Origin of the sequence: Pseudomonas sp. P5_109 (genome assembly GCF_034009455.1) — a bacterium.
GTDB lineage: Bacteria > Pseudomonadota > Gammaproteobacteria > Pseudomonadales > Pseudomonadaceae > Aquipseudomonas.
On sequence record NZ_CP125380.1, the window covers coordinates 4,196,626 to 4,215,252 of the forward strand.

The 18,627-nt window shown below is 61.7% G+C and carries 13 protein-coding genes; 2 read left to right on the plus strand and 11 right to left on the minus strand.

The window, feature by feature from the left end:
- Positions 1 to 31: 31 nt before the first annotated feature.
- A complete protein-coding gene (locus QMK54_RS18805; RefSeq protein WP_320401103.1) occupies positions 32 to 811 on the minus strand; it encodes a transporter substrate-binding domain-containing protein in 780 nt (259 codons plus the stop codon).
- Positions 812 to 1,410: 599 nt separating this feature from the next.
- Here QMK54_RS18805 and QMK54_RS18810 point away from each other — a divergent pair.
- Positions 1,411 to 2,457: an ornithine cyclodeaminase gene (locus QMK54_RS18810; protein ID WP_110660777.1), complete on the plus strand. Its 1,047-nt coding sequence runs from the start codon at positions 1,411 to 1,413 to the stop codon at positions 2,455 to 2,457.
- Positions 2,458 to 3,339: 882 nt separating this feature from the next.
- Here QMK54_RS18810 and QMK54_RS18815 read toward each other — a convergent pair.
- Positions 3,340 to 4,056 (minus strand): class I SAM-dependent methyltransferase, encoded by a 717-nt coding sequence (locus QMK54_RS18815; protein ID WP_110662123.1) that lies wholly within the window; start codon positions 4,054 to 4,056, stop codon positions 3,340 to 3,342.
- A gap of 216 nt (positions 4,057 to 4,272) precedes the next feature.
- Here QMK54_RS18815 and QMK54_RS18820 point away from each other — a divergent pair, with 216 nt between their 5' ends.
- Positions 4,273 to 4,902, plus strand: coding sequence for a dihydrofolate reductase family protein (locus tag QMK54_RS18820; protein WP_223595638.1), 630 nt, complete (start codon positions 4,273 to 4,275; stop codon positions 4,900 to 4,902).
- Between the two features lie 374 nt (positions 4,903 to 5,276).
- Here the strand turns inward: QMK54_RS18820 and QMK54_RS18825 are convergent, their stop codons facing one another.
- From QMK54_RS18825 to QMK54_RS18865, 9 genes are all read right to left on the minus strand, one after another.
- Complete coding sequence (locus QMK54_RS18825; protein WP_223595633.1) at positions 5,277 to 6,419, minus strand: acyl-CoA dehydrogenase family protein; 1,143 nt, start codon at positions 6,417 to 6,419, stop codon at positions 5,277 to 5,279.
- 12 nt (positions 6,420 to 6,431) lie between these two features.
- Positions 6,432 to 7,625, minus strand: a complete 1,194-nt coding sequence (locus tag QMK54_RS18830; RefSeq protein ID WP_320401104.1) for an acyl-CoA dehydrogenase family protein — start codon at positions 7,623 to 7,625, stop codon at positions 6,432 to 6,434.
- Between the two features lie 145 nt (positions 7,626 to 7,770).
- Complete coding sequence (locus QMK54_RS18835; RefSeq protein WP_110662487.1) at positions 7,771 to 8,853, minus strand: Zn-dependent alcohol dehydrogenase; 1,083 nt, start codon at positions 8,851 to 8,853, stop codon at positions 7,771 to 7,773.
- Positions 8,854 to 8,882: 29 nt separating this feature from the next.
- On the minus strand, positions 8,883 to 10,232 hold the full coding sequence (locus tag QMK54_RS18840; RefSeq protein WP_110662486.1) for a coniferyl aldehyde dehydrogenase: 1,350 nt from the start codon (positions 10,230 to 10,232) through the stop codon (positions 8,883 to 8,885).
- 132 nt (positions 10,233 to 10,364) lie between these two features.
- On the minus strand, positions 10,365 to 12,566 hold the full coding sequence (locus tag QMK54_RS18845; RefSeq protein WP_320401105.1) for a helix-turn-helix transcriptional regulator: 2,202 nt from the start codon (positions 12,564 to 12,566) through the stop codon (positions 10,365 to 10,367).
- 129 nt (positions 12,567 to 12,695) lie between these two features.
- Positions 12,696 to 14,063 (minus strand): DUF1329 domain-containing protein, encoded by a 1,368-nt coding sequence (locus QMK54_RS18850; protein ID WP_320401106.1) that lies wholly within the window; start codon positions 14,061 to 14,063, stop codon positions 12,696 to 12,698.
- A gap of 26 nt (positions 14,064 to 14,089) precedes the next feature.
- Entirely contained in the window at positions 14,090 to 15,922 is a 1,833-nt protein-coding gene (locus QMK54_RS18855) for a DUF1302 domain-containing protein (protein ID WP_223594927.1), read from the minus strand.
- Between the two features lie 167 nt (positions 15,923 to 16,089).
- Entirely contained in the window at positions 16,090 to 17,289 is a 1,200-nt protein-coding gene (locus QMK54_RS18860) for a lipid-transfer protein (RefSeq protein WP_320401107.1), read from the minus strand.
- A 28-nt stretch (positions 17,290 to 17,317) separates the two neighbouring features.
- The gene (locus tag QMK54_RS18865) at positions 17,318 to 18,457 is read right to left on the minus strand and encodes an acyl-CoA dehydrogenase family protein (RefSeq protein ID WP_150718276.1); all 1,140 of its coding nucleotides are present in this window, start codon (positions 18,455 to 18,457) and stop codon (positions 17,318 to 17,320) included.
- Positions 18,458 to 18,627: the final 170 nt, after the last annotated feature.

Genomic DNA, 18,627 nt, shown 5'->3' on the forward strand with positions numbered 1-18,627 from the left:
TCGCTGCGGCACAGCGACCGGGGTTCGAGGATCAGTTGTTGTAGAGATCCAGGCCAGCGAAGTGTTTCTGCTGGATCTGCGCGTAGATGCCCTTGTCGTGCAGGGCCTTGATGGCGGCATTGAGCATGCCTTTGAGCTCTTCGTTGTCCTTGCGCACGCCAATGGCGATTTCCGCCGGCACCAACGGGTCGCTGATGCCTTCACTGTTCTGGAAGTCCGCCCCTTGTGGCGTGGTGAGGAAACTCATCTGCGCCTGCAACTTGTCCTGGATCGACGCATCGAGACGGCCATAGACCAGGTCGGCATAGACCTGATCCTGATTCTGGTAGGCGCGCAGTTTCACCCCGCCCGGCGCCAGCTTGGCCTTGGCGTAGGTTTCCTGGATCGTGCCCTGCATGTAGCCGATGGTTTTGCCGCGCAGCGATTCGGCAGTAGGCAACAGCCCGGAGTCTTTGCGGGTGACGATGGCGGTCGGTCCGGCGTACAGTTGATCGGTAAAGTCGATCTGTTTCTTGCGTGCGTCGGTCACGGTCATCGACGATTCGATGGCATCGAACTTGCCGGCCTTGAGCCCCGGAATCAGCCCGTCGAAATCATTGCTGACCCACACGCAGGTGAGCTTCAACTCGGCACAAATCGCATTGCCCAGATCCACGCCGAAGCCCTGGACCCCGCCATCGGCCGTGGTGGATTCAAAGGGTGGGTAGCTTGGGTTGACGCCAAATCGCAGCTCCTTCCATTCCTTGGCACTGGCGCCCGTGGTGCAGCACAGCAACGCGAGTGCCGGCAAAGTCAGCCATTTGATGTTCATCTTCTTGAGTCCCGGATTATTTGGATTTATCGCGATCCGGCGCCTGCGTCGGACCACACTTTTTTGACAGGGGCAGAGAATCGAAGCGGTCTTCACCGCAGCCGTTTTTTGTTGTTGTTTTCGACCGCAAGCAAGCAGTCGTCGCAGTTGCACTCCATCTCAGGCAGCGAACAACACGTGCTTGAAACGGACCGCCAGAATGCCAAGTGCCGGGATGTTGCGGGTGTCGTAACCCCGGGTTGAAACAGCGTGCCTGTGCTGAACGAAGGGCTTTCACAGCCGATTCTGTCGTCTGATGCAAGTCACTGTGGCTGCACTTGAAGGGAGCGGGACAGGACATTAGAGGGTCTTTACGGCCTTCTTTATCTGCATGATGAAGCTTCGTGAAGCAGGTGGCGTTCCAGCCGTGACCGATTCCGCTGTGCACTCTCTTTTTTCGACTTCTCTGGCTGTATCCAGGGTCAGTATTGGCCGAAATCTTCTCTGCATCGCCTCGACAATAGGTCCGTTGCAAATACGTGGACCGCCTCCCGAGTCTCCGCCGCCAAAGCGCCAGGCAGTCCAGACCGGCACACCCAACATCGCCCAAGGAACCCGATATGACCCGTTACATCGACGTCAGTGATCTGAGCCGCCTCGTCCAGGAAAAAGGCTTGCCTCGTTGCCTGAGCGAAATGGCCGAGTACATCCGCCAGGACTACGTACGCTGGCCGGATTTCGAAAAGTGCGCGCGCCTGGCGAACCACTCACCCGAAGGCGTCATCGAGCTGATGCCCGTGTCGGATGCAGCGCTCTATGCCTTCAAGTACGTCAATGGTCATCCGAAGAACACGCACAACGGCATGCTGACGGTCATGGCCTTTGGTGCACTGGGAGACGTCGATACCGGCAAGCCTGTTTTGCTCAGTGAAATGACGCTGACCACCGCCATTCGCACCGCTGCCACTTCCGCGCTCGCCGCCCGCTACCTCGCCCGACCGGACAGTCGCCGAATGGCGCTCATCGGCAACGGTTCACAGAGCGAATTCCAGGCGGTGGCCTTTCATACCTTGTCAGGCATCACTGAAATCAGCCTCTACGACATCGATCCGGCCGCGACAGCGAAGCTGGCAGCCAACCTGCGGGCCTACCCTGCGATTCAGGTAAGCATTGCCAAATCCGTCGCGCAAGCGGTACGTGGCGCCGACATCGTGACCACGGTCACGGCCGACAAGGCCTACGCAACGATCTTAACCCCTGAGATGATCGAGCCCGGCATGCACCTCAACGCCGTGGGTGGCGATTGCCCCGGCAAGACCGAATTGCACCGGGACATCGTCGAGCGTGCGCGGGTCATGGTGGAGTACGAGCCGCAAAGCCGCATTGAAGGGGAAATTCAGCAGATGCCCGCCGACTCACCGGTTATCGAATTCTGGAAAGTCATCACCGGTCAGACTCAAGGTCGCCAACATGCCGGGGAAGTCACCTTGTTCGACTCGGTCGGCTTCGCCATCGAGGACTATTCCGCCTTGCGCTATGTGCTGGATGTTGCAAGAGAGCTCAACATTGGCAGCGACATCCAACTGGTGCCAGAGCTGCAAGATCCCAAGGACCTGTTCTCGCTGCTGCTGCCTTCAACGACAGCCGAAACAAGGCTGCGGGCTTGATTCCACTCGACAGTTAGGAGCTGGCTTGCCAGCGATGGTCGTTAACGATTACGCGGGTGAGCCGGAAAAACGCGGCGCACTTGCGTCCATCGCCAGCAAGCCGGCTCCTACAGTTTGGCGTTCACATCATTTCGACCAGGACGCGGTCCCTTGTAGGAGCAGGCTTGCCAGCGATGGTCGTTAACGATAACGCGTGTGGACAGGATAAACGCGGCGCACTTGAGTCCATCGCCAGCAAGCCGGCTCCTACAGTTTGGTGTTCACATCATTTCGACTCGGACGCGGTCCCTTGTAGGAGCTGGCTTGCCAGCGATGATCGTCAACGATAACGCGTACGAACCGGATAAACGCGGCGCACTGGAGTCCATCGCCAGCAAGCCGGCTCCTACAGTTTGGCGTTCACATCATTTCGACTCGGACGCGGTCCCTTGTAATTGGAGCTGGCTTGCCAGCGATGGTTGTTAACGATAACGCGTACAAACTGGATAAACGCGGCGCACTGGAGTCCATCGCCAGCAAGCCGGCTCCTACAGTTTGGCGTTCACATCATTTCGACTCGGACGCGGTCCCTTGTAGGAGCTGGCTTGCCAGCGATGGTCGTTAACGATAACGCGTATGAACGGGATAAACGCGGCGCACTGGAGTTCATCGCCAGTCAAGCCGGCTCCTACAGTTTGGCGTTCACATCATTTCGACTCGGACGCGATCCCCTTGTAGGAGCTGGCTTGCCAGCGATGGTCGCTAACGATAACGCGTATGAACTGGATAAACGCGGCGCCCTTGAGTCCATCGCCGGCAAGCTGAACTGGTCAAGTAATCTTGGACACCCGTTAAGGTTTTCGCCGGCAACAACCAAGCTGCGAGCACAAGACATCGGTCGCCTCAGCCAGTCTTGCACGTCAGCCAGGCACCCCAGAACAGGCTGCTGAAGAAACGCGTGGCGTCTGTGAATCCGCAGTCGTGCAACAGCTTTTGCACCGCCGCCTCGGAATGCGGGGGATCGGCGCCTTGAAGAATTTTCCCAAGCTTGATCTTCACCTCGTCCGGGCTGGCTCCATGCTGGCGCCACCGTTGCCCCCAGGCCGCAAGCAACAGCGGTTGGCTGGCATAGGCATAGTGATTTCCCGCCACAATCAACGGGGCACCGGGTTTCAGGCGGGCACGAACCGAGCGTAGTAGTTCGCGCTTGGCGTCATCGCCCGGCAGATGATGGAGCACACCGATCAAGGTCGCCGCGTCGAACGACTCGCCGGCCGGCAGGTCTTCAACAGGCCCATGGTGCACGTCCGTTCTTTCCAGCAAGTCGTTTGCCTGTAACTGCTGTGTCGCGGCTTCCAGCATCGGTCCGGAAGGATCGACGGCCATGAAGCGCCAATTGGGCTCCAGCGAGGCCATCGCAATGATTTCCCGGGCCGTGCCGCCCGCGCCAACGGCCAGTACGTTGGCCGAAGGCCTGTTGCCCAGGCTTGCCGCCAGCATGCACGCGGCAAGGTCGTGGCAGGCGTCATACCCTGCCAACGCAATACGGCTCTGCTTTGCGTACTCGTTGGCCCGGGAGGTATCAAATTTTTCAGCTGTGTGCGTAGAGGATGATTTCACGGCGGTTCTCCATGTCCTCAAATCAAACTACGCCACCCAAACCGATAATAAAAATTCATTAATTTTATGCAATGCATTCCCCAAAGGAATAAAACCCAAGCAGCTTGCTGTCGATTTCACGGCGTCTGGTTCGACTATCTTTCAGGGAACGGTCTCACGGTGTCGCCGGCCTCCCTGCCTTAACCCTTGAACCAGAACCCATATCAGGAGAAGAACATGCGCACGCTCACCGTTGCCGCGTTCGTGAGTCTGGACGGCGTCATGCAAGCGCCCGGCGGGCCTGAGGAGGACCCCAGTGGCGGGTTCCGCTTCGGTGGCTGGATAGTGCCCTACGCCGACAAAACCACCGGCCAGGCCGTACAGGACCTGTTCTCCCAGCCGTTCGAGTTGCTGCTGGGACGTCGTACCTACGACATCTTCGCCGCCTATTGGCCGCACATTCGGTCCGATTCAACCCACCACAGCATCGCCGACCTGTTCAACGGCGTAGCCAAGCATGTGGCCACCCATCGCGGCGATTCGCTGGAGTGGCAGAACAGTCATGCACTGGAGGGCAACCTGGTCGAGGCGATCAGCGCGCTCAAGCGCCAGGACGGCCCCCGGCTACTGACACAAGGCAGTGGCGATCTCGTGCGCCAACTGCTTGCCGCAAGCCTGGTGGACGAGTTGCGGCTGATGATTCACCCCATCCTGCTGGGGCGCGGCAAGCGCTTGTTCGACGACAACGCACAAGCATCGGCCTTCACGCTGGCAAGTTCGATCAGTTCGCCCTCCGGCGTGCTGATCGCCCGCTACATCCGCAGCGGCGAAGTACGAACCGGCAGCTTCGAAGGCGTCCGGCAGTAATCCGCTTTTGTGGGAGCGGGCTTGCTCGCGCAGGCGGCGGATCAGCCAACATTGATGCAGCTGACACACCGCTTTCGCGAGCAAGCCCGCTCCCACAGGGGATGTTGGTTGTGGGCTGAGTTTGTGGTCGATGCCGATCAAATGTGGGAGCGGGCTTGCTCGTGCAGGCGGCGGATCAGCCAACATTGATGTAGCTGACACAACGTTTTCGCGAGCAAGCCCGCTCCCACAGGGGATGTTGGTTGTGGGCTGAGTTTGTGGTCGATGCCGATCAAATGTGGGAGCGGGCTTGCTCGCGAAGGCGGCGGATCAGCCAACATTGATGTAGCTGACACACCACTTTCGCGAGCAAGCCCGCTCCCACAAAGGGGTGCTCAGGCCACCTGCATCAACTTCGCATAGGCCTGCAGATGGTGATCGTCGTCGCCGAACTGACGCGCCACCATCAGCAGATGCTTGGCGTGGTGCGACAGCATGTACTCCCAGGTCAGGCCGATACCGCCGTGCAACTGGATGCCCTGGTCCGCGACAAAACGGCTGGCGCGACTGACGATGAACTTGGCGGCGGCCAGGACGCGGCTGCGCTCGTCACTGTCGGCCTGATCGGCCACGCAGGCGGCGAGCAGGGTCATCGAGGTGGCCTGGTCCAGTTCGATGCGCATATCGACCATGCGGTGTTGCAGCACCTGGAACTTGCCGATGACCTGGCCGAACTGCTGGCGCGTCTTCAGGTAATCGAGGGTCAACGCGCACGCCGCTTCCATGCTGCCGACAGCTTCGGCGCATTGCGCGGCGATGCACCGGCCTTGCTGATATCGCAGCGCCGGCAAGGCCTGCCCCACTTCGCCGAGTACCGCAGTGCTTTTGACGAACACGTCTTCAAGGTACAACTCGCAGGCCATCCGCCCGTCCAGGGTGTCGAAGGTGCGTCGACTGACACCCCTGTCTTGCGGATCGACCAGGAACAGGCTGATGCCCTTCTCGTCCCGAACCCCGTGGCTGGTGCGTGCCGAAACCAGCATCAGCCCGGCGCTCTGGCCGCCGATGATCACCGACTTGCGACCATTGAGTTTCCAGCCGCCGGTGACCGCCTCGGCGATCGTCTGCACGTCGTGCAACAGGTAGTGACTCTGCGGCTCATCGAGGGCCACGGCCAGTTGCAGGCTGGCGCTGCCGACTGGCGGCAACAGTTGGTCTTTCTGGGCCGCCGTGCCCAACTGCTCGATCAGGCCGCCAGCGAAAATCACCGACTGCAGGTAGGGCTCCAGGCACAAGCCCCGGCCCAGTTCGGTCATGATCAGCATGTTTTCCACACCGCTGCCGCCGTAACCACCATAGGCCTCGGCAAAGGGCACGGCGCAGAGGCCCAACTCGCCCAGTTGCTGCATGAACGGGCCGCTGAAACCGTCCCGGCCCTGGCGGTATTGCTCGCGATGCTCAAAACCATACACGTCACGCACCAGGCGCGCGGCGGTGTCCTGCAGCATCTGTTGCTCTTCTGTCAGTTTGAAATCCATGATCGTGGCGCCTTACAGTTCGAGGATCATTTTCGCGATGATGTTCTTCTGGATTTCATTGGCGCCGCCATAAATCGAGGCCTTGCGTGCATCCAGATACTGGTAGGTGGCCGCGCTGCTGTAGTCGGTGTAGAGCAACGGTTCGCTGCCATAACCCAGTTCATCTTCAATGAACGGCAACGCGTACGGCCCCACGGCCTTGCTGATCAGGTAGGTAATCGCCTGGCGGATCTCAGTGCCCTTGATCTTCAGGAACGAGCTTTCGGCACCAGGTACATCGCCGTTCTGGGTCGCCGCCAGCGTGCGCAGGTTGCTCATCTCGGCGGCCATCAGCTGCATCTCGACTTCGGCGATCTGCGCACGAAACAGCGGGTCTTCGATCAGTGGCCGCCCGTCACGCACTTCCTGACTGGCAATGCGCTTGAGCCGCGTGAGCAAGGCCTTGTTCTGCGCGATCCCGCCGATGCTGGTGCGTTCGTGGGTCAGCAAATACTTAGCGCAGGTCCAGCCCTCGTTTTCCTGCCCGACCAGATTGGCCACCGGCACCCGCACATTGTCGAAGAACACTTCGTTGACTTCATGTTCGCCGTCCAGGGTGATGATCGGTCGCACGGTGATGCCCGGGGTTTTCATGTCGATCAGCAGAAATGAAATACCCCGTTGCTGACGGGCCTCGGGGTCGGTGCGCACCAGGCAGAACATCCAGTCGGCGAAGTGCGCCAGCGTGGTCCAGGTTTTCTGGCCATTGACCACATAGTGATCGCCATCGCGTACGGCGCGGGTTTTCAACGACGACAAGTCAGAACCGGCACCGGGTTCGGAGTAGCCCTGGCACCACCAGTCTGCACAGGACAGTATGCGTGGCAGGAAGTGCGCTTTCTGCTCTGCCGTGCCGAACTTGATGATCACCGGAGCGACCATCTTCAAGCCGAAGGACACTACCTTCGGCGCACCGGCGGCGAAGCATTCTTCGTCGAAAATATGCTTCTGCACGGCGCTCCAGCCAGTGCCGCCGAACTCCACCGGCCAGCCCGGCGCGAGCCAGCCCTGGCGGTCGAGTATCTGCATCCATTGCACCTGATGCTCCTTGCTCAGGCGTTTGCCGAGGATAATTCGCTCGGACAACTCCTTCGGCAAGTTATTACGCAAAAAGGCCCGGACCTCCTGGCGAAAGGCTTGTTCGTGCACCGAGAATTCAATGTCCATCCATCCACTCCAAAACCTTGGGGCATACCCACATCCCCCTGTGGGAGCGGGCTTGCTCGCGAAGAGGCCGTCACATTCAACATCTGTATTGCCTGACACGACGCCTTCGCGAGCAAGCCCGCTCCCACAGGGGGAATTACAGTGTTTATTCGAAAACGATGACCGAGCGCGCCAGCTCACCGCGACGCAACTCATCGAACGCCTCGTTGATCTGGTCCAGGCGGATGCGCTGGGAAATCATCTCGTCGAGCTTGAGCCGACCCTGCATGTAGAAATCCACCAGGCGCGGCATGTCCACCGGGAAGCGGTTGGAGCCCATCAGCGAGCCCTGGATGCGCCGTTCGTGGAGCAACTGCAGCGGGTCGATTTCGATTTTCAGGCCCGGCTTGAGCATGCCAATCACGGTGGCGGTACCGCCGCGCGCGAGCATGGCGAACGCCTGCTCGGCGGTCTGCTTGAGGCCGATGCATTCGAACGCGTGGTGCACGCCACCACGGGTCAGCTCCAGCACCTGCTTGGCGGCATCGCCGTCGCGGCCGTTGATCACATCGGTGGCACCGAACTGCCTGGCCAGTTCCAGCTTCGAGTCGAGCATGTCGATGGCGATGATGCGCCCTGCCCCGGCCAGCGCCGCGCCATTGATCGCGGCCAGGCCGATACCGCCGCAGCCGATCACGGCCACGGTCTCGCCCGGACGCACCTTGGCGGTGTTGAACACCGCGCCAGTGCCGGTGGTGACCGCGCAACCGAGCAATGCCGCACGGTCCAGCGGCATGTCGCGGCGGATCGCCACGCAGGCGTTTTCGTGCACCAACATCTGCTCGGCGAACCCGGACAGGTTGACGAATTGCGGCATCGGCTTGTGCACGTAGGTCAGGCGCGGCTCTTCGTCCTTGCCGCGCTTGGTTTCCGGCGACACGCAGCGCGCCAGGTGACCGGTCACGCAGTGATCGCAGTGACCGCAGAACACGGTAAGGCAGGTGACCACATGGTCGCCGGGCTTGACCGAGCGCACTTCGGAGCCGACCTGCTCGACCACGCCAGCGGCTTCATGGCCCAACACCATGGGGCCCGGGTACGGGAACGAACCGTCGATGACGTGCAGGTCCGAGTGGCAAACGCCGACCGCTTTGGTGCGGATCAACACTTCGCGCGGACCCGGTTTGCTGATGCCCACTTCTTCAATGACCAGCGGGGCTCCAACCTGATGGAATACGGCAGCTTTCATGGCAGTTCTCTCGAGAGATGATGTGGGGTTCAGGCCGGGTTGGCCGTGCGCAAAACGGCTTTGGCGTGGCTGAAGGTGCGGAAACCGTCGATGCCGTGGTAGGCGCCCATGCCGCTCGGGCCGACGCCGCCGAACGGCAGGCCTTCGGTGCTGGCGTGGCTCATCACGCCGTTGAGGGTCACGCCGCCAGAGCAGGTACGCGTGAGCACTTGCGCTTCTTCGCTGGCGTCTTTGCCGAAGTAGTACAGCGCCAGCGGACGCGGCCGCGCATTGATCTGGGCGATGACTTCGTCGAGGGTTGCGTAGGGTTTGATCGGCAGCAGCGGACCAAAGATTTCGTCCTGCATCACCTGCAGATCGTCGCCGGGGTTGCGCAGCAGCGTCGGTACGATCTTGTTCAGCGTCGATTGGCTGAAGTCTTCCGCCGCGGCGTTCAGTTCGATCAGTTCGACACCGGCGGCGCGGGCCTCGCTCAGGTAACCCTGCAAGCGTTCGACATGGCGGGCGTTGATGATCGAGGTGTAGTCAGGGTTGTCCTTGAGCGTCGGGAAGAACTTTGCGACCACGGCCTTGGCCACGCCGATGAAGGCGTCCACCGACTCTTGCGGGACGAACACATGATCCGGTGCCACGCACAACTGGCCGGCGTTGAGCAGCTTGCCGATCACCACCTTGGCCACCGCGTCGTTGAAGTCCGCCGAGCGCGAGATGATCGTTGGCGACTTGCCGCCCAGCTCCAGGGTTACCGGCACCAGGTTCTCCGCCGCCGCCCGCAACACGTGCCTGCCGATGCTGGTGGCACCGGTGAACAGCAGATGGTCGAACGGCTGGCCGCAGAACGCCTGGCCGACCTGCGCGTCACCCAGGACCACCGCCACTTCCTCTTCGGCGTACACCGAACGAATCAGCCTGGCGATCAGCGCCGAGGTGTGCGGATTGAATTCCGACGGCTTGATCATCACTCGGTTGCCTGCGGCCAAAGCACCGGCCAGCCCGCTGAACACCATGTAGCCGGGCACGTTCCACGCGGTGACGATGCCGACCACGCCGAGCGGTTGATACTGCACCCAGGCTTCACCGGCCCGGGCCTGACGTTGTTCCGGGCGCATCCATGACGCCAGTTCGGCCTTGGTCTGCTTGAGCGTGGCCAACGGCGACAGCACTTCACTACCCTTGGAGAAACCGGGGCTGCGATGGCCGAAATCGGCGGTCAGGGCGTCGATGATTTCCTGCTCATGTTCGACCAGCAAACCAATGGCCCGGTCGAGCAACTCACAACGCTCCTCGAAACTATAGGGTTCGCGGGCCAGGAAGGCCGCCCTTTGCTTTTCCAGGATCGTGCGGATTTCACAGTTCGTCGAACGCTCGATGGCACTCATCACTACCTCTCTTGTTTTTTTCGGGACGCGGCCACCAGCGGGGCTGCGATGCGCAGGGTCTGGCTGCATGGTTGATCATCGCTGGCGCCGCGCCGCCACCCGGACCGGGTGGGTGGCGTCACGTCGATGGACTCAAGCCAGGATGCCCATGGCCTTGGCACTGTTGATCGCCTGGGTGCGACGGCATGCGCCGAGCTTGACGTTGATGTTCTTGGCGTGGGTTTTCACGGTGTTTTCCGAGATGAACAAGCGGCTGCCAACTTCGCGTACCGACATGCCTTCGGCGAGCAACTTGAGCACCGACACCTCGCGCGGTGTCAGGTCGTCCTGGTAATCCGGCACGCCGCTCGTGCGCGCAGGCGAGGCTTTGTCGTCGTTGGCCGGTTGCTCGCGGGCGGCGATCCTGGCTTGCTGTCGCGCGATCGGCCCCTGGTAGCACGCCGCGTGGACCTTGCCCCAATGCATGCGCCGCTCGGCTTCATGCAAATGCCAGCGGGCCTTTTCCAGGTCATGGCTGCGAGCGGCGATTTCCGATAACAGCAGATAGGCGTTGAGCACAAAAGGCGCGCAACAGTCGCGAACCTGCAACAGCCCCGCCTGCACCACCACCTCGGCTTCGTTGACGTGGCCCTGTTGCAACAACAACTCGCCTTGCTGGAACAACAGTCGACCGCGCAACGGATAAGGCTGTCCCGTACTGACGGTCAACCGGTTGAGCTCGCTGCGCACCAGCGATTGCGCGAGCCGCGACTGCCCCTGAAGCATCAGCAAGCGCACCCGGTCGACGTTGACCAGCACCTCCGATTCATGGCTGCCCTGGCGTCGGGCCAGCTCCAGCGAGTGATCCAGCAGCGACTGGGCCTCGACGAGGTCGCCGGCATCCATCGCGATGCGTGCCAGGATGCAATGGCACAACAGCACCGACAGCCAATCCTCAGCCGTCAGGTAGTCAAGGGCCGCACGACAATGCAGGCGCGCCGGATCGACATGGCCGCGCTGTGCCTGCAAGGTGCCGTACAAGGCCTGCCAGTTTGCCAGCAGGCGCTGGTTGCGCCGCGTATCGGCCAACGGCAGAAAGTGCCCGAGTCGCATCAGGCAATCACCGGCTTCGTCCAGCCGCCCGCTGAACAACAACGCCTTGGCACACAGGTAAATCAGGCGCGGGCTGCTGTGCAGCAATTGCGGTTCGATACGCTCGCGCCAGTCCATCAGCTTGTTCAGATGCCGTTCGCCGAGGATCCAGCTCAGCCACAAGCGCTCCATGTAATTGGCCGCCACCTCGGGCTGATCGGCGCATAACGCCTGCTCGACGGCATCGTCGACATGCCCCAGCACGCTGAGCAACTGGCAGGCTCGCAAGCGCAAGCGGTTCAGTGCCAGGCCGGTCATCTGCTGCTGTAGCACCCGGGCTACGACGGGTAGCAGCCGGAACCAGCCAGGTTGTTGATCGATCGGGAACACAAAGGCCTGGCCGTGCAGCAGGCTGTCGAACACCCGACCGCCCTGCTGGCCTTCCCACAACTGTTCGCAGAGGTCGGCACTGACCCGAGACAAATGCGCGAGGCCACACAAGACCTCGCGCTGCTCTTCACTGAGCCGCGACAGCAGTTCACGCTCAAGGTACTGACCGAGCAAGGGAGCCGAAAGCGACAGGCGAACACCGGCGCACCACCCGCCGGTCTCATGCCAGAGCTTTTCCCTGGACAGTGCATCGGTGTGCGGCGCGAGGGCATCGATCAGCGATTCGAATTCGTCGGGGCGCAGGGCCAGTTGCCGGGCATCGAGCTCCAGCAGTTGGCCGGTCAGCATCAGGCGCGGCAAATTCCAGTCCGGGCGTTGACGGCAGGTGACCAGCACTTGCAGGTGCGGTTTTTTCAGGGACAGGAGTTGGTCGAACCAGTGGTTCAGGTCTGGCGGCAGCTGTGCCGGCAGGTCGTCGAAGATCAGGCTTAGCTTGAGATCTTCGCTGTCAGCAAGGGCCTCTTCGCGAGCAAGCCCGCTCCCACAGGGGAACGCGGTCAACTGTGGGAGCGGGCTTGCTCGCGAAAGGGGTGTAACAGGCACCGACACTCCTGAATCGAGAAACGCCAGCACCCCATCCGCCGCCGTATCAACCGCCAACCCCAACGCCCCCGCCAATCGTGCAATGAAGTGCTCCAGCGTCTGAAGCTGCCCACCCAAAGACACCCACACCACCCGCCCCACCGTCGCGACACCCTGCAAATACTCCTGCAAAACCGACGTCTTGCCATACCCGGCAGGCGCGCAAAGCAGTTGCAAGCGGCAAGGTTTGCTCTCGAGTACGTCGCACAGATGCGGTCGTGGCACCAACATGGCGGACCTCATGGATGGAAAGTGAACTCCATCATTGGGCCAGTCGGCTGTTCAGGCGCCACCCGCATCAGGTGGGTATCAACGCACAACGCCCTGCAAGCAGGGCGTTGTGCGAAGCGGGACAAGCGGTCAGCGAATGCCGTCGTTGCGCAGCGCCGCCGGGGTGAAGTCGGTCATTTTCGCGGTCATGCCGTAGGTGGTGGCATGCCTGGACTGGTTGGTCATCGCCAACACGTTGTAGCGCCCGGCGATCAGGTCGTAGATGCCGAGCATGGCGAAGTTCGACGCACCACGCTCGTAATCGTTGACCGCATAACCTTCCGCGACACGCCACAGCTGGCCACGACCGTCGTAGTGATCGACTTCGGCCAGTTGCCAGGTGTCTTCGTCGAAGTACATGTCACGCTTGGCGTACACGTGGCGCTGCCCCGGCTTCAGCGTGGCCTGCACGTGCCAGACGCGGTGCAGCTCATAACGCGTCAGGTCCTGGTTGATGTGCCCCGGCTTGATGATGTCGTCGTATTTCACCTTCGGCGATTGCAACTTGTAGTTGTTGTACGGGATGTACAGTTCCTGTTTGCCCACCAGCTTCCAGTCATAACGATCCGGCGCGCCGTTCATCATGTCGGTGTTGTCGGCGGTGCGCATGCCGTCGGAGCCGTTGCCCGGCCCGTCATACGCCACTTGCGGAGCACGGCGCACCCGGCGCTGACCGGCGTTGTAGACCCACGCCAGGCGCGGTTCCTTGACCTGGTCGATGGTCTCGTGGATCAGGATCACGCTGCCGGCCATGCGTGACGGCGCGGTGATTTCCTGTTTGTAGTAGTACAGGACATTGTCGGCCTGCCCGGCATCGACGCCTTCCATCAATTGCGGGAAGGCCAGTTTGTCCTCGTACTCGACGATGGAATAAGACCCGTTGGTTTGCGGAGCGGCCTGGGCCGCTATGCGTTCCATGTTGCCGCCGCGATAGCGGTTGGTGTGGTTCCAGTACACCTCCACACCGTTCTTTGGAATCGGGAACGGGTAATAGCGGGTCTGGGTGAAGTTTTCCAGGCCGTTGCCATCGGGGGTCAGTTCGGTGGTCACCGCACTCTTTTTGGCAATGTCATAGATGTTCTGCGGCGAGGCTGCGGTGCGCTGGGTCTTGAACACCGGGATCTTGTAGCTGTCCGGGTAGCGCTTGAACATCGCCAGCTGGCCGGGGGTCAGCTTGTCCTTGTACTGGTCGACGTTGGCTGCCGTGATCACGAACTGCGGTTTTTCACCGGCGAACGGATCGCCGAGAAAACCATTGTCGAGTGCCGCCGCACCGGGTTTGAGGCCACCGGTCCAGGCAGGAATGCTGCCGTTGGCATTGCCCTCTTTCTGCGCGCCCAGTGGCGTCAGAGTGGTACCCAGTTGCGCGGCTTCCTGCGGGGTAACAGCGGCCATTACACCGCTGGCCAGCAATGACAGACTCAGTGCGCCAGCGCGCAGCATTAAACGTGCGTTCATGTTCAGGTTCCTCTGGCAGGGTTGCATCAGAAATTCACGCCGAAGCTCAGCGCGGCATAGTCGCGGTCGACGTTGGTATTGAAATCGCCACCGAAGTAGTTGGTGTAACTGAGGCTGGCGGTGTAGGTGTTCTGGTAGTCGGCATCGACACCGACGCTGACCGCCTTGGAGCCTTCATCGAAGTTCGGGCCGTAGCCCTGGACGTCATGGGACCAGGCGATGTTCGGCGACAGGTTGATGCCGGCGATCACGTTCGGGTAATCGAGCTTGCCGCGCAGGCGATAGCCCCAGCTGCTGCTGGTGTAGAAACCATCGTTGTTGCATTCCTGCGCCGGGTTGCTGGCGTTGGGCAGGCCCGCTGCGGTGCCACGGCAAGTGGCGGCACCCACAGCACCCGGCAGTTCACCGGAACCGAAGGCCGGGCTGCGACCGAAGCGCAAGTCCGTGCCGTCCGCCTTGCCCAGGCCGTTGATCTTGTTGTAACCCACCTCGCCCACCAGGGTCAGGCGACTGGCGCCGAAGACCTGATCGAAGAACTGCGTGGCGGTCACCTGTGCCTGGGTCACCGGCATGCGCTTGTAGCCATTGACCTCGCCGCCCAGGGTACGTCCGGCGAAACCGGTGGTGATCAGCGGCGACGTCGCACCGAAGGTTGCCGAAGACAGCAGGTCAGCGGTGTTCAGTTGCAGCGGCATGTTCGGCCGGTAGCTGACTTCGCCACCGAGCGAGACGCCGGCGACGTTGGTCTGGAAGCTCAAGCCATACAGGCGGATGTCTTCCGGGTAATCGATGAAGTAGCGGGCACTGCGCGCCGAAGCGACGCCACCGGCCGGGTTGCTCATCTGGTTGATACTGAGGAACGGGCTGCGACTGTGGTAGTTCATCGCGTAGGCACCGAACTCGGTGTCATTGGCCTCTGGCACGTACCAGCGCAAGGCCAGGCCGTACTGACCGCTGTCGCGTGCATCGTTGTCTTTGAGGCGCGGAATGAAGGCGTCATCGGTGCCCGCGGCAATGGCTGCCAAGCCACCGGTGTTCTTCGCCACGCCCGGCGGCAGGTCGAGACCGGCGATCACCAGGCGGTCGTCGCAGCCTTGGGGTACGCCGTCGCTGCCGAAGAACGTGCCGCAGTTGTCCACCACCGACTTGTCCCATTGCAGCTGATAAAACGCTTCGGCGGTGATGTTGTCGGCCAAGCCCTGGGACACGTAGAGCAGGTTGACCGGAATCAGGCCCTCCTTCACTTCCGCGCCCGGGCGGCGCAGTGCCGCGACGTCGATCGGGTTGATGCTGTTGATCGAGTTGCCGATGAAGGTACTCTCGCCCCAGCTCACCACTTGCTTGCCCAGGCGCACGTTGCCGACCTGATCGCCGATCGTGTAGTTGTGGTAGACGAAGCTGTCGAGGAACATCGCGCCGGACGACTTGGCCGCACGGTCGCGTCCTGAGTCGTTGATGTCATAGAACGGACGGCTCTCGTCCATCAGCTCGAAGTCGTACCAGTACTTGCCGCGCACGAAGGCGCCGCTGTCGCCGTACTTCAGCTCCAGGTCATGCACGCCCTTGAAGATCTTCGAGAAGGTCTCACCCTTCTTGAAGTTCAGGCGATTGTCATCGGTGGTCCGGGACGAGGACTTGCCGCCGGTGACACCCTGGGAGTTGAAGTTGGAGATGAATTGCTTGTCTGGATCAGCCGTCGACCAGCTCGCACCGATCGACAGCGACGAATCGAAATTTCCCTGGATTTCCCCGATGTTGAAATCAACAGCGTGAGCCTGATTGCTCGCGCAAGCGGCAACCATCACAGCGACGGCCAGCAGACTCGGCTGGAAGACTCCGCGCATTGTTTTTGTTGTCATGCGGTTTCTCCGGTTAAGGATTAAGTGTTGGAGAGCCCATGCTAGTGGGGCTCTGGTCCGCTCCTCACACCCGAACGGGTGATTTGAAACGGTGTTGTTCGCCGGGTTGGGTCCGACGTAACAGCCCGGTGAGCGCAGTGCTCGCCGGGCGTTACGCTCGGTGACATTCACCCGCCGGTTTTTCCGTACAGCGTCACCACGCAGGCCCCCCCCAGGCCGAGGTTGTGCGCCATGGCCAGGCGTGCACCGTCGACCTGGCGCTGCTCGGCATTGCCGCGCAATTGCTGGGTCAGCTCGTAGCACTGCGCCAGGCCGGTGGCGCCCAAGGGATGGCCCTTGGAAAGCAGGCCGCCGGACGGGTTGATCACGGTCTGTCCGCCGTAGGTGTTGTCGCCGTCCATGACGAACTTCTCGGCGCCGCCCTCGGGGCAGAAACCCAGCGACTCGTAGCAGATCACTTCGTTCTGGGCGAAGCAGTCATGCAGCTCGCAGACATCGATGTCTTGCGGGCCGACGCCGGCCTTCTCGTAGACCTGGCCCACGGCGGCGTGGGTCATGTGGGTGCCGACCCAATCGAGCATCGAGGGTTTTTCGAAATTGAAGGATTCGGGGGTGTCGGTGGTCATCGCCTGGGCGACGATTTCCACGTCGCGGCGCAGGCCATGCTTCTTGGCAAAACGCTCGGACACCAGGATCGCCGCCGCGCCACCGCAGGTTGGCGGGCAGGCCATCAGGCGGGTCATCACGCCTGGCAGAATCACCGGGTCGTTCATCACGTCTTCGACGCTGAGCACCTTGCGAAACAAGGCGAGCGGGTTGTTGGCGGCATGCCGGCTGGCCTTGGCGCGCACAGCGGCGAAGGTCTCCATGCGGGTGCCGTATTTGTCCATGTACTCGCGCCCGGCACCGCCGAAGGTGCGGATCGCCTGGGGCATGCCGTCCATGTCGGCAGTCAGGCCGCGCAGGATCGGCAGGAAACGCTCACGGGTTGGCGGGCGGTCGTCCCAGTGAGACTTCAACGCGCCGGCCTGCATCTGCTCGAAACCCACCGCCAATACGCAATCGGCCGAACCTGTTTCGATGGCCTTGCGCGCCAGGTACAGCGCCGTGGAACCGGTGGCACAGTTGTTGTTGACGTTGACCACCGGAATCCCGGTCATGCCCACTTCGTACAGCACGGTCTGCCCGCAGGTGGAGTCGCCGTAGACGTAACCGGCGTACACCTCCTGCACCAGGTTGTAGTCGATGCCGGCATCGGCCAGGGCGCGACGCACCGCTTCGGCCCCCATCTGCACATAGCTCGGGCTGTCGCTGGGCTTGCGGAAAGGGATCATGCCGACGCCGGCAACCAGTACTTTTTCGCTCATGGTGTCACCTGGAAATGAGGGGGAAGGATCACAACTGGCGCGCGATCAGTTCGCGCAGCACTTCACTGGTGCCACCGAAGATGCGCGTCACGCGCATGTCGACGAAGGCGCGGGCAATCGGGTACTCGAGCATGTAGCCGTAGCCGCCGTGCAGCTGGACCATGTCGTCGATGCATTGCCAAAGCGTCTCGGTGGCGTACAGCTTGGCGATCGCCGATTCCTGCACGGTCAGGCGCCGGCGCATGTGTTCGGCGATGTAGTGGTCGATGGTCAGGCGCACGGCGGTGGCCTTGGCCTTGATGTCGGCGAGCTTGAACTTGGTGTTCTGGAAGTCCCAGACGGTCTGGTTGAAGGCCTTGCGATCCTTGACGTACTCGACGGTCTGCTCCAGCAGGCGTTCGAGTTTGGCGGCGCTGTACAGGGCGATCACCAGGCGCTCTTGCGGCAGCTCTTCCATCAGGTGCATGAAGCCCTTGTTTTCCTCACCGAGCAGGTTGCCGACTGGCACACGCACGTCGTCGAAGAACAGCTCGGCGGTGTCGGCCGCGTGCTGGCCGACCTTCTCCAGCTTGCGCCCGCGACGGAAGCCTTCGCGATTGCACTCGACCATGATCAGGCTGCAACCCTTGGCGCCCGCGCTCGGGTCGGTCTTGCACACCACCACGACCATGTCGCAGGTCAGGCCGTTGCTGATGAAGGTCTTGCTGCCGTTGATCACCCATTCGTCACCGTCGCGCACGGCGGTGGTGCGGATCGCCTTGAGGTCGGAGCCGGTGCCCGGTTCGGTCATGGCCACCGCCAGCACGGTTTCGCCGGAGCAGATTTTCGGCAGCCATTGCTGCTTCTGCTCCTCGGTGCCCAGGCGCACGATGTACGGCGCGACGATGTCCGAATGCACGCCCAGGCTCCAGCCCGAGACCCCGGAGCGATAGAGCTCTTCGATCAGCACCGCCGAGTGCCCGAAGTCACCGCCGCCACCGCCGTATTCGGTCGGTACGGTGAGGCACAACAGGTTGTGGCGCCCGGCCTTGAGCCAGGTTTCCCGATCGACCTGCCCGGCCTCGTCCCACTGCGCCTGCTTGGGCAGGCATTCACGCTCGAAGAAACGGCGCGCGGTTTCACGCAGCATTTCGTGGTCTTCACGGTAGACGGTACGGTTGATGTGCATCGGAATCTCCAGTGGATTGCCAGGCAGACAAGCGCCTGGTTCGTGAGTCCACTGTATTGATGCGGGTGGGTGGTGAAGCCACCCGGATCGGGTAGCGAAATAGAAGGTTTGAAACACGGCTCCCTGTAGGAGCGAGCTTGCTCGCGATGGACGCAAGGACGACGCGTCAA